The sequence below is a fragment of the Streptomyces sp. TAA204 genome, assembly GCF_000424965.1.
Map to the genome: position 1 here is coordinate 510,805 of NZ_AUKW01000004.1, position 13,666 is coordinate 524,470.

7 protein-coding genes are annotated in these 13,666 nt (G+C 72.0%); 1 reads left to right on the forward strand and 6 read right to left on the reverse strand.

What is annotated here, in order from left to right; genetic code table 11:
- Positions 1-100: 100 nt before the first annotated feature.
- From H343_RS30070 to H343_RS0110615, 5 genes are all read right to left on the reverse strand, one after another.
- Positions 101-2,026 (reverse strand): GMC family oxidoreductase, encoded by a 1,926-nt coding sequence (locus tag H343_RS30070; RefSeq protein WP_078505342.1) that lies wholly within the window; start codon positions 2,024-2,026, stop codon positions 101-103.
- Between the two features lie 167 nt (positions 2,027-2,193).
- The gene (locus H343_RS0110600) at positions 2,194-3,855 is read right to left on the reverse strand and encodes a succinic semialdehyde dehydrogenase (RefSeq protein ID WP_028431107.1); all 1,662 of its coding nucleotides are present in this window, start codon (positions 3,853-3,855) and stop codon (positions 2,194-2,196) included.
- A gap of 119 nt (positions 3,856-3,974) precedes the next feature.
- Complete coding sequence (locus tag H343_RS0110605) at positions 3,975-6,920, reverse strand: hypothetical protein (protein WP_028431108.1); 2,946 nt, start codon at positions 6,918-6,920, stop codon at positions 3,975-3,977.
- A gap of 240 nt (positions 6,921-7,160) precedes the next feature.
- Positions 7,161-9,071: a serine/threonine-protein kinase gene (locus H343_RS0110610; protein WP_486586856.1), complete on the reverse strand. Its 1,911-nt coding sequence runs from the start codon at positions 9,069-9,071 to the stop codon at positions 7,161-7,163.
- A gap of 192 nt (positions 9,072-9,263) precedes the next feature.
- On the reverse strand, positions 9,264-10,970 hold the full coding sequence (locus H343_RS0110615) for a glycerol-3-phosphate dehydrogenase/oxidase (protein WP_028431110.1): 1,707 nt from the start codon (positions 10,968-10,970) through the stop codon (positions 9,264-9,266).
- Positions 10,971-11,238: 268 nt separating this feature from the next.
- On the opposite strand from H343_RS0110615, the gene H343_RS0110620 reads away from it, so the two are divergent.
- The gene (locus tag H343_RS0110620) at positions 11,239-12,501 is read left to right on the forward strand and encodes a nucleotide sugar dehydrogenase (protein ID WP_028431111.1); all 1,263 of its coding nucleotides are present in this window, start codon (positions 11,239-11,241) and stop codon (positions 12,499-12,501) included.
- A 39-nt stretch (positions 12,502-12,540) separates the two neighbouring features.
- Here H343_RS0110620 and H343_RS0110625 read toward each other — a convergent pair whose 3' ends face one another.
- Positions 12,541-13,656, reverse strand: a complete 1,116-nt coding sequence (locus tag H343_RS0110625) for a GuaB3 family IMP dehydrogenase-related protein (RefSeq protein WP_028431112.1) — start codon at positions 13,654-13,656, stop codon at positions 12,541-12,543.
- Positions 13,657-13,666: the final 10 nt, after the last annotated feature.

Below are 13,666 nucleotides of genomic sequence, written 5' to 3' on the forward strand. Positions count from 1 at the left end.
CGCTGCCCTGACGTCCGCGCTGGCTCAAGGGCCCCGCGGTCGCCGCCCACCCACCCGGCGGGCACCGCGGGGCCCTTCGCCGTCCGCTCTCTCCCGCCGGCTACTCCGCCCGCTCCGGCGCGCCCGTCACCGGCTGCTCCTTCCCGTCCCCTCCGGCACCTCCGCCCGCGCCCGCGTGCGCTCCCTCATCCGCATGCGCCCCCTCGTCCGCGTCGCCGTCCTTCCGCCTGCCCGGCACCTTCGGCACCGGCAGCACCGTCAGCCTCAGCGCCCCGAACGCGTCCTGCGGCACGGCCGGCTGACGCGGCGGCACGGGCTCCAGACGTACGTACGCGGCGCCCTGCTCCGGACGCACGTCCTCCTCGCCCTTGTTGGGCCACAGCGACATGGCCCGCTCCGCCTGGGCGGTGATGGTGAGCGCGGGGTTCACCCCCAGGTTGGCCGAGACGGCGGATCCGTCCACGACGCTGATGCCCGGATGCCCGTGGAGCCGGTGATAGGGGTCGATGACGCCGCTGTCCGCGTCGGCGCCGATCGGGCAGCCGCCCAGGAAGTGCGCGGTAAGCGGAGTGCCCATCAACTCACCGATGTTGGTGCCCGGGAAGCCGTTGATCTCGTCAGCGAGGTGGCGTGCGGCCTCGGCACCTTCGGGGATGTAGGCCGGGTTGGGCGCGCCGTGGCCCTGCCGGGCAGTGAGCAGGCCCTTCCCGAGGCCCTTCTCCTTGCGGTACGTGGTCAGGGAGTTGTCGTGCGTCTGCATCACCAGGCCGATGATGATCCTCTCGGACCACTTGCGTCCCGACAGCGACCGCAGGAAGAGGCTCGGGTGCCGCAGACAGGTGAGCAGGTGCCCGAGGATCTTGGGCAGCCGCGTCCCGTGGTTGACCTGGAGGGTGGTCAGCGCGCTCATCGCGTTCGAGCCGCGCCCGTAGCGGACCGGCTCGATGTGGGTGTGCTCGTCGGGGTGGATGGAGGAGGTGATGGCAACGCCCCGGGTGAAGTCGAGCTTCCGCCCGTCCTTCCACTTCTTGCTGTAGCGCCGCTCGACCGTCTGCGCGCCCACCAGGGCCTCGGAGTTGGTGCGGGTCAGCTCCCCGAGCCGTGCCGAGAGGTGGGGCAGTGAGCCGGTGTCGCGCATCCGGTGCAGCAGGGTCTGCGTCCCGTACGTACCGGCAGCGACCACGACCTTGCGGGCCCGCAGCACCCGGGCGGGGCCCTTCTTCTTGTCCGTGGCCACGCATGTGACGTCGAAGCCCGAGCCGTCCGCCGCCTCCCGCACCTCGCGCACCGTGGTCATCGGGTGGACGACGGCGCCCGCCTTCTCCGCGAGGTAGAGGTAGTTCTCGTTGAGGGTGTTCTTCGCGCCGCGGCGGCAGCCCGTCATGCACTCGCCGCATTCGGCGCACGCCTTGCGCGACGGGCCCGCCCCGCCGAAGTAGGGGTCGGGCACCTCGCCGCCGGCTTCCGTGACCGCCGTGCCGTCGGCGTCCTCGCCGTCGCCGAAGAAGACACCGACGGGTGCCATGTGGAAGGTGTCGCCGACACCCATCCGTTCGGCTGCCGCCCTCAGATGCTCGTCCGAGGGCGTGACGGTCGGGTTGAGACGTACGCCGAGCATCCGCTGCGCCTGGTCGTAGAAGGGCTTCAACTCCTCCTGCCAGTCGGTGATGTGGCCCCACTGCCGGTCCTGGAAGAAGGCGGGCGGCGGTACGTACAGGGTGTTGGCGTAGTTGAGCGAGCCGCCGCCGACGCCGGCTCCGGCCAGGATCATGACGTTGCTGAGCACGTGGATGCGCTGGATGCCGTAGAAGCCGAGGGCGGGCGCCCAGAGGTAGTTCTTCGTGTCCCAGGAGTTCTTGGGCAGCGTCTCGCGGGTGAAGCGGCGGCCCGCCTCCAGTACGCCGACCCGGTGGCCCTTCTCCGTCAGGCGTAGCGCGGAGACGGAGCCGCCGAAGCCGGACCCGATGACGATCACGTCGTAGTCGTAGGAATCGCCCTTGTTCCGGGCGGAGTTCTCCTCAGGCACGGTGGGCCTCCGGTGCGAATGGTGCGGCTCGGGTCGTGGTCGTGGTCGTGGTCGCTCGTTCGGCCGAGTCGGCGCGGGCGGCAGCGGGAGAGGCGGAATGCCGGCCCCGGGCCACGCCCGCGCCGTCAGCGGTCAGCGGTCAGCGGTCAGCGGTCAGCGGTCAGCGGTCAGCGGAAGCGGAACGCCTTGAGCGCCTTGAGGGAGGCGCTCATGAACGCGGCGTACTTCTCGTCGTCCATGCCGAACGACGGCGCCATGGGCAGCACACGCTGGTGCGCGACCGTCTGCGGCTCGGTGTACTTGAGGATGCCCTCGCTGCCGTGCCTTCTGCCGAGCCCGGAATCGCCCATACCGCCCATCGGCGCCTGCACGCTGCCGTAGGCGGCGGCGTAGCCCTCGTTGACGTTGACGGTTCCGGCACGCAGCCGCGCCGCGACCTCACGGGCGCCTCTCCCGTCACCGCCCCAGACGCTGGCGTTGAGGCCGTAGGGCGTGGAGTTGGCGAGCGCGACGGCCTCGTCCACGTCCGAGTAGCGGTAGACGGAGACGACCGGGCCGAAGGTCTCCTCCGCACACACGGCCATCGGCGAGCCGACGCCCTCCAGGATCGTCGGTTCGTGGAAGAGCGGTCCGATGTCGGGCCGTGCCCTGCCGCCCGCGAGAACTTTCGCGCCCTTGGCGACGGCGTCCTCGATGTGCCGTGCGACGGTCTCGAGTTGCTTCCGGGATACGAGGGAGCCCATGTCCGCGCCGTAGGCCAGCGCGGAACCGAGGCGCATCTCCTTCGTGAGGGCCACGAAGCGCTCGACGAACGCCTCGGCCACCGACTCGTGCACGTACAGCCGCTCGATGGAGATGCACAGCTGCCCGGCGGAGGAGAAGGCGCCGCGCACCGCACCGGCCGCGGCCTTCTCCACGTCGGCGTCGGGCAGTACGAGCATGGCGTTCTTGCCGCCCAACTCCAGTGAGCAGCCGACCAGTCGGGCCGCCGCGCGCTGGGCGACGCCGCGTCCGGTCGCGGTGGAGCCGGTGAAGGAGACGTAGTCGCCGCGGTCGACGACCTCGGGCCCGACCACGGGGCCGTCCCCGATGACGATCTGCCACACGTCCTGCGGCAGCCCGGCCTCGATGAGCAGACGGCGGGCCCACAGCGCGGGCAGTGCCGTCTCGGTGTCGGGCTTCATCACCACGGCGTTGCCGGCGACGAAGGCGGGGAGCGCGTCGCCGACGGACAGTTCGAGGGGGTAGTTCCAGGGGGCGATCTGCCCGATGACGCCCCGGGGGTGACGCAGCTCCGTCACCCTGGTCAGTACGGGGATCGCGCCGGTGTGCCGCTTCGGCCGCAGATAGGCGGCGGCCCGGCGGCCGTAGTGGCGGGCGGCGACGGAGACCGCCTGCACCTCCTCGTGCGCGTGCAGCCGGGTCTTGCCGGTCTGGAGCTGGATGAGGTCCAGCACTTCGCTCTGCCGCCTGAGCACCAGGTCGTGAAATCGGAGCAGGACGGCCGCACGCTCCCGTACGGGCGTGGCGGCCCATGCCCGCTGCGCCTCACGCGCGCGGTCGAAGGCCGCGGCGACATCCTCGGGGGTGGCCTCGGGCAGTTCCGCGAGCTGCTCCCCCGTGAAGGGTGTGTGACTGGGGGTACGGCCGCTGCCGGCCACTCCCTCGGTGAGGCGGCTGACGAGGCCGGCCGTGACGACGTCGGCCGCGGTGCGCGCCCCGGCGGGAGCGGGGGCGACGGGGTTGCTCCCGGAGGCCCCCTCCCCGGTGGCGCCGGGGGTGCCGGAGGCGGTGCCCTGTGTCTCTCGCGTGTCCTGCGTGTCCGTCATGCGGCAGAGACTACGACCGCTGAAACGTGCTGCATACCCGGCGGTAACCACTTTCACCGAATCTGCCAGTGAACGCTGGCGCGACCACGCGGACCGCCTCGGATCGCCGCTCGCGCGCGCTACCGGGCCGTCGCGCGGTAGGTGTCGGCGACGGCTTCGAAGTGCCGGTCTATCTCCTTCTTGTTCTCCTTCGAACCCATCACCATCAGCACGTGGTACCGGCCGTCCAGGATCATCGCGCGGTTGCGCGCGTACACGTCACGCCCGCCGTCGCGCCAGCCGAAAGTGCCCTCGGCCATGGCCGTCTCGCCGACGTCTATGCGCCGCAGCCCGGAGGTCGAGGCCCAGTCCGACGCGCGGTACGCGGCCAGCTCCGGCTGGTCGTCGCTCTGGTAGGCCGCCGGGTCGTCGCCGTACTTCTCGGTGCTGTCGCGGCCGTTGACGACGACCATCTCGACCTCGCCGCCGTTGTAGCGGACCTGGCCGCGCCCGGTCGTCGAACGGCGGTCCCACTCCTGCGGTACGGCGACCTGGAAACCGGCCGGGTCGCGGCTCAGCTTGTAGCCCTCCGGGACCTTGCCCCCCGGTGCCGGGTCCTGCGGCTGCTCGTCGCCGCCCTTGCCCGCACCGGCGTCCCCCGCGTCGCCCTTGCCGCCGGAGTCCGGGGCAGAGCTCTCCTCGCCCACCGAGCCGCGCTGCTGGTTCGATGCTCCGTCCGTGCCGTCCTTGGGCATGAACCACATCGCGTACAGCACGGCTGCCGTGAGTGCCAGCAGCACCGCCCCGAGCAGGGTGCGGCCGAGCTTGCGCGGGCTCGATCGCCGCTGTTTCGTCTCCCGTGCACGCTTGGGTGGCCGCTCCCGCCGGGATTCGGCCTTCTCGGGACGCTCCTGCCGCTCGGCCCTCCGCGGCCGTTCGGCGCGCTCTGCCCGCTCGGCCCGCTCGGCCCGTTCTCCCCGTTCGGCGGCGGCCTGCTCGACCCGGACCTTCTTCTGCCTCTGCCGCTCGGCGGAGGCCGCGCGTCTGCGGGCCCGCCGTCTTCGCACGAGTTCTCCACGGCGGCGGACTATCGGCAGCCGCCGCGGGTCGGACGGCCCGCCTGCCTCCAGGGAGGGGGCGAAGACCGTGTGCCATCCGGCGTCGGGCTCCGGCGCGGAACGCACCAACGAGCGCAGCCAGCCGCGCAGTTCCTCGAAGTCGGGGCGCTCCGTGGGGTCCTGGCGCATCAGTGACTCCACCACCGGGCGCAGCGGACCGCAGTCCTCCGCGAAGGCGGGCGGCTCGGCGCACACCATCTGCACCAGTTCGGCCACGTCGTCCTCGGGATAGGGCCCGTGGCCCTGCACCGCGCGGAAGAGCAGCACACCCAGCGCCCACAGGTCGGCGGCGGGACCGACGGGCGGCGCGAGCCGCCAGTTCTCGTGCACCGGTCCGGCCTGCTCCGGTGCCCACCGCTCGCTCACCGCGCCCACGACCGTCATCCGCGCCTGCCGCGCCCGTTCCGCGGCCAGTGCCGTCGTGGGGCCCCGGAAGTGCTCCTCGCCCGGCTGGTCCCCGTACCCCTGGTCGCCCCAGGGGCGGTTCTCCACGTCCTCGTCCCCGACGGGGACGTCCTCACCGGCGTACGTGGCGAAGTCCGCCTCTTCGTCGTCCGCGCGGCGAGCGGACCGCAGAGCGGAGCCGGGCCCGGCCTCGGGGCGGTGCCCGGGCTCGGTCGTTCGCCAGGAAGCCTGCACAGGAAGGCTGTTGGGCGGCCGGGAACCGGGAAGGTCGGTCGGGCTGACCTCGTCGTCCCCCGAGGGCAGCCAGCGCACGGAGTCGTCCGGGGCGGGGTGCGGACCCGCAGGGGACGGACGGGTGGCGCCGCTCCACCAGTCCTCGCCCGTACGTGAGCCGTCCTCCCCCGTACGTGAGCCGGCGGCCCCGGACGGTGCCGCCGGTGACGCCCCGCTCTCCTGCCCGCTCCGGCTGTTGCCCGTACGGGCCGCCGCTCGCCGCGCACCCGCCTGATAGGCCGCGATGGCTCCGCTGCGAGGGCCGCGCGAGCCGCGCGGCCCGGTTTCGTAGCCGTGCCGCACGGGCGGCCCGGCCGGACCGCCCGTGTCAGCGGGCTCGTCGTCCGGAGTGAGTCCCTGGCCGAAGAGGCCACGCGGACCGTTCGTCCCACGCGGACCCGGACTGCCGCCGGGCCCCTGCGGGACGCCGGAGACGTACGGCGGGGAACCGCCGGGGGCGGAGGGGCCGTCGCCTTGCGGGCCGTCGCCGTGCGGGGCGTCGTCCTCGTGCCGTGCGTCGAAGCCCGCGGGAAGCGCGGTGCCCGCCCACGTCGCGGGGGTGTGCAACACCGTTCCGCCGTGGCCGGACGGTGGGCTCTGTCTGCCGCCGCCCGGACCGGCGGACTCGTCCGGGATGCCGCCGCTGGGCGTCAGGGGAAGACGCCCCGAGTCCGGGAAGGGGCTGTATCCGCACAGCGCCTCCTCAGCGGCGCCCACAGCGAGACCCGTCAGCAGGGCCCGCCCGTCGTCGCAGATCAGGACGGTCCGTTCGGTGACGTTCCGGTGGGTCCAGCCGTGCGCGTGCACCGCCCGCAGAGCCGTCAGCAGGTCCGCGGCGATCTCCGCGGCCCGGTGCGCGCTCAGTGTCTGGTCGCCGAGGAGCGTCGCCAGCGGTGTCGCCGGCAGCAACTCGCTGACGATCCACAGTCCGTCACCCTCGACGAAGACGTCGAAGACCTGGTCGAGCCGGGGATGGTCGGGGATACGGGCCGCGGCGACGGCGGCCTCCACGGCCCTGCGCACTGCCGGGTCCGCGGGCCTGCGCGTGGCCCGGCCCACGGAGCCGCGGAACCTTCCGCCCCCCGCGGAGTCGTCACCGCCGGGACCGCCCTCGCCGACGAACTCCGCCTCGACGACCTCCGGCAACGGCACCTGCCGTACGAGCACTTCCTGCCCGCTCGCCGTGTCGTAGGCAACCGACTCCGTCAAGTAGTAAGACTCGGCGGGGGGTTGCGGCAGGCGGTAACGGTCGGCAAGGAGCCGCCCCGCCTGTCCCGCGTAGTCGTCCACGACGCCTCCCCACAGCGCGCGAGACCGTCGATTTCACACCGCGTCCGCATCTTTGCGGACGGATTCCGGTCTGCGGTCAATCACGATACGTGCCTGAGCTGTCCCCTGCGGCCGGACGCGGAACCTCCCGGTGAGCCGGGCGGCACGCCTCCCCTGCCGCCCCCGGAGGGCTTCGTGGGTTCGCCTGCCCGAAGCCGCCTCCCTGTCAACGTCCCCAGGAAGGCGTGTGCGGAACCGCCGTCAGTCGAGCGGCTTGAAGGTCTCGAAGGCGGTCTCGCGCAGTGTCTCGCACTCCTTCTCGTCCCACTTGCCGGCCTCGCAGGTGATCAGGATGGCGTGACCGCGCGAACCGTCCACCTTGAAGCCACGGTTGACCACCCGCACCTTCTTGCCGTCCTCCTCGCGCTCGAACTCCCAGTCGGCCACGGTCGGATAGCCGCGCCAGTTCACCTTCTCGATGCCGATCAGGCGGTAGCCGCTGCTGCTGCCGCGTACGACAGGCTCCAGCTTCCGCCATCCGGCCGCCGCATTGGTCAGCGGACTGGGGCTGTAGTCGACCTGGATCTTGGGCAGGCCGCCGCCGGAGTACTTGGCACCCGAGTTCTGCCCGGCGACTCCCGTACGTTCGAAGTCCTCGGGCATCGCCATGCTGAAGTGGAAGCGGTCGTCGGTGACCCGGGTGTAGCCGTCGGGCAGTCCGGCGCCGTCGCCCTCCTCGCCCTCATCCGCACCCTCGGATTCGTCCGCCTTCGGCGACGGCGAGTCCTTCTTCCCGTCCTCGGCGCCCTTGTCGTCCTTCTCGGGGGCGGGGGCGTCCTTCTCCTCGCCGCCTTCTCCGCCTGCGCCGGAAGTCGCCGCGTCCTTCGCCCGGTTGCCTTCCCCGTCACCGACCGTGTTGACCAGGAGGACCGCGATCAGCGCCAGCACGGCGACGACGGCCGCACCGGCGGCGGCCAGCGTGCGGCGCGAATACCGCGCGGCGAGCGCCGAGAGTCCCGCCGCTCCGCCCGCCCGGCCGCCGGACCCGCCGGACTGCGGGGTGCGCCCGCCCGTCGTGCCGGTTCCCTCCGCGGGTGTGGCGGCAGCCGCCGGCTCCGGAGGTTCCTCGCGCTCCTCGTCCGCTGCGACAGCCGTGCCGGCAGCTGCGGCCGCGGCCGCCGAAGAGGTGCCGCCGGAAGGGGACTTGGCGGGCTTGCCCTTCCCCTTCATCCTGCCCTTCACGAAGCCCGGACGGGCGCCGGAAGCGGATGCCGTCCCCGAGCCGGCCCCCGGACCCGGTTCCGCCGCCGCCTCCGGCCCGTCCCCGCCGTCGTCCTCTCCGGTACCGGCGGGCAGCACCGCCGTCGAACCCGGGTCCTGCGCGGGGGCGGACGCCGCGACGGCGTCCGCCCCCGCCGTACCGGCGGCCACGGGCTGCAACTGCTCCCGCGCGCCGTCCACATCGAGCCGCTTCTCCGGGTCCTTGTTGAGCAGCCCGAAGATCACCTCGCTCAGCTCACCGGCCTTCTCCGGCGACGGCACCGGCTCCGTCATGACGGCCGTGAGCGTCGATATGGCCGAGCCCTTGTCGTACGGGGGATGCCCCTCGACCGCCGCGAACAGCAGCGCGCCGAGCGACCACAGGTCGGCGGGCGGCCCCGGCGGCTTGCCGCGCGCCCGCTCCGGCGAGATGTAGGACGGGGCGCCGACGAGCATCCCCGTGGACGTCACGGACGGGTCGCCCTCGACCTTGGCGATGCCGAAGTCGGTGAGGACGACACGCTCCGTGCCCTCCTCCAGCAGCACGTTGGACGGCTTCACGTCGCGGTGCAGCACGCCCTCGCCGTGCGCCGCGCGCAGCACGTCGAGCACGGCGAGCCCGACCTCCGCGGCGCGCTGCGGCGTCAGCGGTCCGTCCTCGCGGATCCGGTCGGCGAGGGAGATGCCCTCCACCAACTCCATGACGATCCACGGCCGGTCGTCCTCGTCGACCACGTCGAAGACGGTCACCACGCTGCCGCTGCGGATACGCGCGATGGCCTTCGCCTCACGCAGGGTCCGGGTGATGAGCCGCTGCTTCTCGTCCTCCTCGACACTGGAGGGGAATCGGAGTTCCTTCACGGCCACCGCGCGTCCGAGGATCTCGTCCTCGCCGCGCCAAACGGTGCCCATACCACCACGCCCGAGAACACCCCCGAGCCGATAGCGCCCACCTACCAGCCGATTCGCGTCCTCGCTCATGAATCCCCTTGTGTCCTTCCGCGATGGGCCCGCCCCAGCCCAACTCCCATTGTGAACCATCTCTCTGACACGCCGGGTACGGGGGCGGGAGAGCCGTGGCACACCATCTCACGCGGAAGGGGCTCACACGGGCGCGATGTCCGGCGCCCCCAACCGTGCCGCGTCGGCTGTCAGATCGTCGGGCTGGCGCTGCGACTCACGTTCGGCCTCGACCCGCTTCTCGTAGTGCTCCACCTCCCGGTCGATCTGGTCGGCGTCCCAGCCGAGCACCTTCCCCATCAGCTCGGCGCACTCGCGTGCGCTCCTCGTGCCGCGGTCGAAGGTCTCGATGGAGATGCGGGTGCGCCGCGTGAGGACGTCGTCGATGTGCCGCGCGCCCTCGTGCGTACAGGCGTAGACGATCTCGGCCTTGAGATAGTCGTCGGCCGCCGGCAGCGGCTCACCCAGCTTGGGGTCCTCCGCGACGAGTTCGAGCACCTCCTCGGTCAACGAGCCGTAGCGGTTGAGCAGATGCTCCACGCGCGCCACGTGCAGACCGGTGCGCGCGGCGAGACGCGCCCGCCCGTTCCACAGCGCGTGGTAGCCCTCCGCGCCGACCAGCGGCACCCGCTCGGTGACGCATTCGGCGACCCGGTGGTCCAGGCCGTGCACGGCCTCGTCCACGGCGTCCTTCGCCATCACCCGGTAGGTCGTGTACTTGCCGCCCGCGACCACCACCAGGCCCGGCACCGGGTGGGCGACGGTGTGCTCCCGCGAGAGCTTGCTCGTCGCCTCCGACTCCCCCGCCAGCAGCGGGCGCAGCCCGGCGTACACGCCCTCCACGTCGTTGCGCGTGAGCGGCACCGCCAGGACCGAGTTGACGTGGTCCAGCAGGTAGTCGATGTCCGCGCTGGAGGCCGCCGGATGTCTCTTGTCCAGTTCCCAGCCGGTGTCGGTGGTGCCGATGATCCAGTGCCGCCCCCACGGGATGACGAACAGCACGCTCTTCTCGGTACGCAGGATCAGTCCGCTCGTGGAGTTGATCCGGTCCTTGGGGACGACCAGATGGATGCCCTTGGAAGCCCTTACGTGGAACTGCCCCCGCTCGGCGATCAGCCCCTGGGTGTCGTCCGTCCACACCCCGCTCGCGTTGACGACCTGCCGGGCCCGCACCTCGTACTCGCCGCCCTGCTCCAGGTCCCGCACGAGGGCGCCGACCACGCGCTCACCCTCGCGCAGGAAGCCGATGACCCGCGCGCGGTTCGCGGTGTGCGCCCCGTATGCGGCGGCGGTGCGTACGACGGCGGCCACGTAGCGGGCGTCGTCCACCTGCGCGTCGTAGTACTGCAAGGCACCCACGAGCGCGTTCTTCTTCAACGCGGGTGCGACGCGCAGCGCGTGGCCCCGCGAGAGATGCCGGTGTCTCGGCAGCCCCCGCCCGTGCCCGGAGGAGAGCGACATCGCGTCGTACATCGCCACGCCCGAGCCGGCGTAGAGCCGTTCCCATCCCTTGTGCTGCAGGGGGTAGAGGAAGGGCACCGGCTTCACCAGATGAGGGGCGATCTGCTGAAGCAGCAGGCCCCGCTCCTTGAGTGCCTCGCGTACGAGCGCGAAGTCCAGCATCTCCAGATAGCGCAGCCCGCCGTGGATCAGTTTGCTGGAGCGGCTCGACGTTCCCGAGGCCCAGTCGTTCGCCTCGACGATGCCCGTGGACAGTCCGCGGGTGACGGCGTCCAGCGCGGTGCCCGCGCCCACGATCCCTCCGCCGACGATCAGCACGTCGAGTTCGTGCTCGGACATCTGCGCCAGCGCTCTGGCACGCTGCTCCGGTCCCAGTGTCGCCGTCCTCACCGATGCCTCCCGATCATGCGTTCGTGGTGATGCCGAACTTCAAGTGTTCCCCCGCCGATGGTCCTCCAATTCCCTGACTTCGGCTGTGCCGCGGGCGCCGCTCAGCGGGTAATCCCAGATATCCGTCATATTGCCGATTAACTTGCTATACAGCCGCGCAGAGCTGATCTGTGCCGCAGCCAGCGATCTCCCGGGGCCGCACTCCGGACGTCACACACGGGGCCTCCCCGACGAAGCGAGGGGAGCAAGGGGAAGGATGTCTGTCGCAATGCCCGCAGATCTCGCCGTCCTCGGACTGGGCCATTCGGGTCTTCCTGTGGCACAGGCAGCCGTGGCCGCCGGTATCGCCACCGTCGGCTACGACCCGGACGAGCAGACGGTCGCCGACCTCACCGCGGGCCGTCCCCCCGCCGACGGCACTCTCAGCGCCCCCGAGATCCGCCGCATGATCTCCCGCGGCTTCCGGGCCACGACCGATCCGGCCCACCTCAGCCGCGCCCGTACGGCGCTGATCTGCGCGCCCACCTCGCTCGGCCCCGACAGGGCGCTCAACCTGACGGAGGTACGCACCGCTGCTCACACGCTCGCCTCCCGGCTGCGCCCCCGTGCGACTGTCGTACTCGAGTCCGCGGTGTACCCGGGAAGCACCGAGGAAATCCTCCGCCCCCTGCTGGAGGAGGGCTCCGGGCTGCGTGCGGGGCGTGACTTTCATCTCGCCTACTCCCCCGCACGTGTGGACCCGGGCAGCCGCACCTACGGATACGCCAACACGCCCAAGGTCATCGGCGGCCTCACCTCGGCCTGCACGGAGGCGGCGGCCGCCTTCTACGGACGCCTCGCCGACAAGGTCGTACGCGCACGCGGCCCCCGCGAGGCCGAGGCGGCACAACTGCTGGAGACCAACTTCCGCCAGGTCAACATCGCGCTGGTGAACGAGATGGCGGTCTTCTGCCACGACGTCGGCGTCGACCTGTGGGACGTCATCCGCTGTGCGGAGACCAAGCCGTTCGGCTTCCACGCCTTCCGCCCGGGCCCGGGCGTCGGCGGCCACGGCGTCTCGATCGACCCCAACTACCTCGCCTACCGCAGCCGTTCGCTGGGCTATCCGCTGCGCATGGTCGAACTCGCCCAGGAGGTCAACGGACGCATGCCGCGCTACGTCACCCAGCGCGCGGCGGCGCTGCTCAACGAGCACGGCAAGTCGGCACGCGGCGCGCGCGTACTGCTGCTGGGCGTCACCTACAAGCCCGACCTGCCCGACCAGGAGGGTGCTCCGGCGCGGGAAGTGGCGCTGCGTCTGAAGCAGTTGGGCGCGCAGCTCTCCTTCCACGACCCGTATGTCACCCAGTGGCAGGTCGCCGACCAGCCGGTGCCGCGCGCCGACTCGCTCTACGAGACGGCCGCCGCCGCCGACCTGACCGTGCTGCTGCAGCACCACAGCACCTACGACCTGCAAGGTCTGGCCGCGAAGGCGCAGTTGCTCTTCGACACCCGGGGTGCCAGCCCCGCCGGGGCCGCCCACCGACTCTGACGGACAGCGGCCGGCCGCCGGTCACCGGCCGGAGGACCGTCAGCCGGAGCGCGAGACCGTGACCTCGACGCGCTGGAACTCCTTCAGCTCCGAGTAGCCCGTCGTCGCCATCGCACGGCGCAGCGCGCCGAAGAAGTTCATCGAGCCGTCCGGCGTGTGCGACGGGCCGAGCAGGATCTCCTCGGTCGTACCGACCGCGCCCAGGTCCATCCGCTTGCCGCGCGGCACGTCCTCGTGCACGGCCTCCATGCCCCAGTGGTGTCCGCGGCCCGGCGCGTCCGTGGCCCGCGCCAGGGGGGAACCCATCATCACCGCGTCCGCGCCGCAGGCGACGGCCTTCGGCAGGTCACCGGACCAGCCGACGCCGCCGTCGGCGATGACGTGGACGTAGCGGCCGCCGGACTCGTCCAGGTAGTCGCGGCGGGCGGCGGCCACGTCCGCGACGGCCGTCGCCATCGGCACCTGGATGCCCAGTACGTTCCGCGTGGTGTGCGCGGCACCGCCGCCGAAGCCGACCAGCACACCGGCGGCGCCGGTCCGCATCAGGTGCAGCGCGGCGGTGTAGGTGGCGCAGCCGCCCACGATGACGGGCACGTCCAGCTCGTAGATGAACTGCTTCAGATTGAGCGGCTCGGCGGCGCCGGAGACGTGCTCCGCGGAGACCGTCGTGCCGCGGATGACGAAGAGGTCGACGCCCGCGTCGACGACGGCCTTCGAGAACTGCACCGTGCGCTGCGGCGAGAGCGCCGCGGCCGTCACCACGCCCGCGTCGCGCACCTCCCTGATCCGCTCGCCGATCAGTTCCTCCTTGACCGGCTCGGCGTAGATCTCCTGCATCCGGCGGTTGGCCGTACGCTCGTCCAGCTCGGCGATCTCCGCGAGCAGCGGCTCCGGGTCCTCGTAGCGCGTCCAGAGCCCTTCGAGGTTCAGTACGCCGATGCCGCCCAGCTCACCGATGCGGATCGCCGTGGCCGGAGAGACGACCGAGTCCATCGGGGCGGCCATGAAGGGCAGTTCGAAGCGGTAGGCGTCGATCTGCCAGGAGATCGAGACCTCCTTCGGGTCACGCGTGCGGCGGCTGGGCACCACGGCGATGTCGTCGAACGCGTACGCCCGGCGTCCGCGCTTGTTGCGTCCGATCTCGATCTCAGTCACCTGTGAAGCC

Bases quoted from the DNA above. Each gene is read 5' to 3' on its own strand.
- H343_RS0110620 (WP_028431111.1), top strand. From the start codon at position 11,239: ATGCCCGCAGATCTCGCCGTCCTCGGACTGGGCCATTCGGGTCTTCCT.
- H343_RS0110600 (WP_028431107.1), bottom strand. From the start codon at position 3,855: ATGACGGACACGCAGGACACGCGAGAGACACAGGGCACCGCCTCCGGC.
- H343_RS0110610 (WP_486586856.1), bottom strand. From the start codon at position 9,071: ATGGGCACCGTTTGGCGCGGCGAGGACGAGATCCTCGGACGCGCGGTG.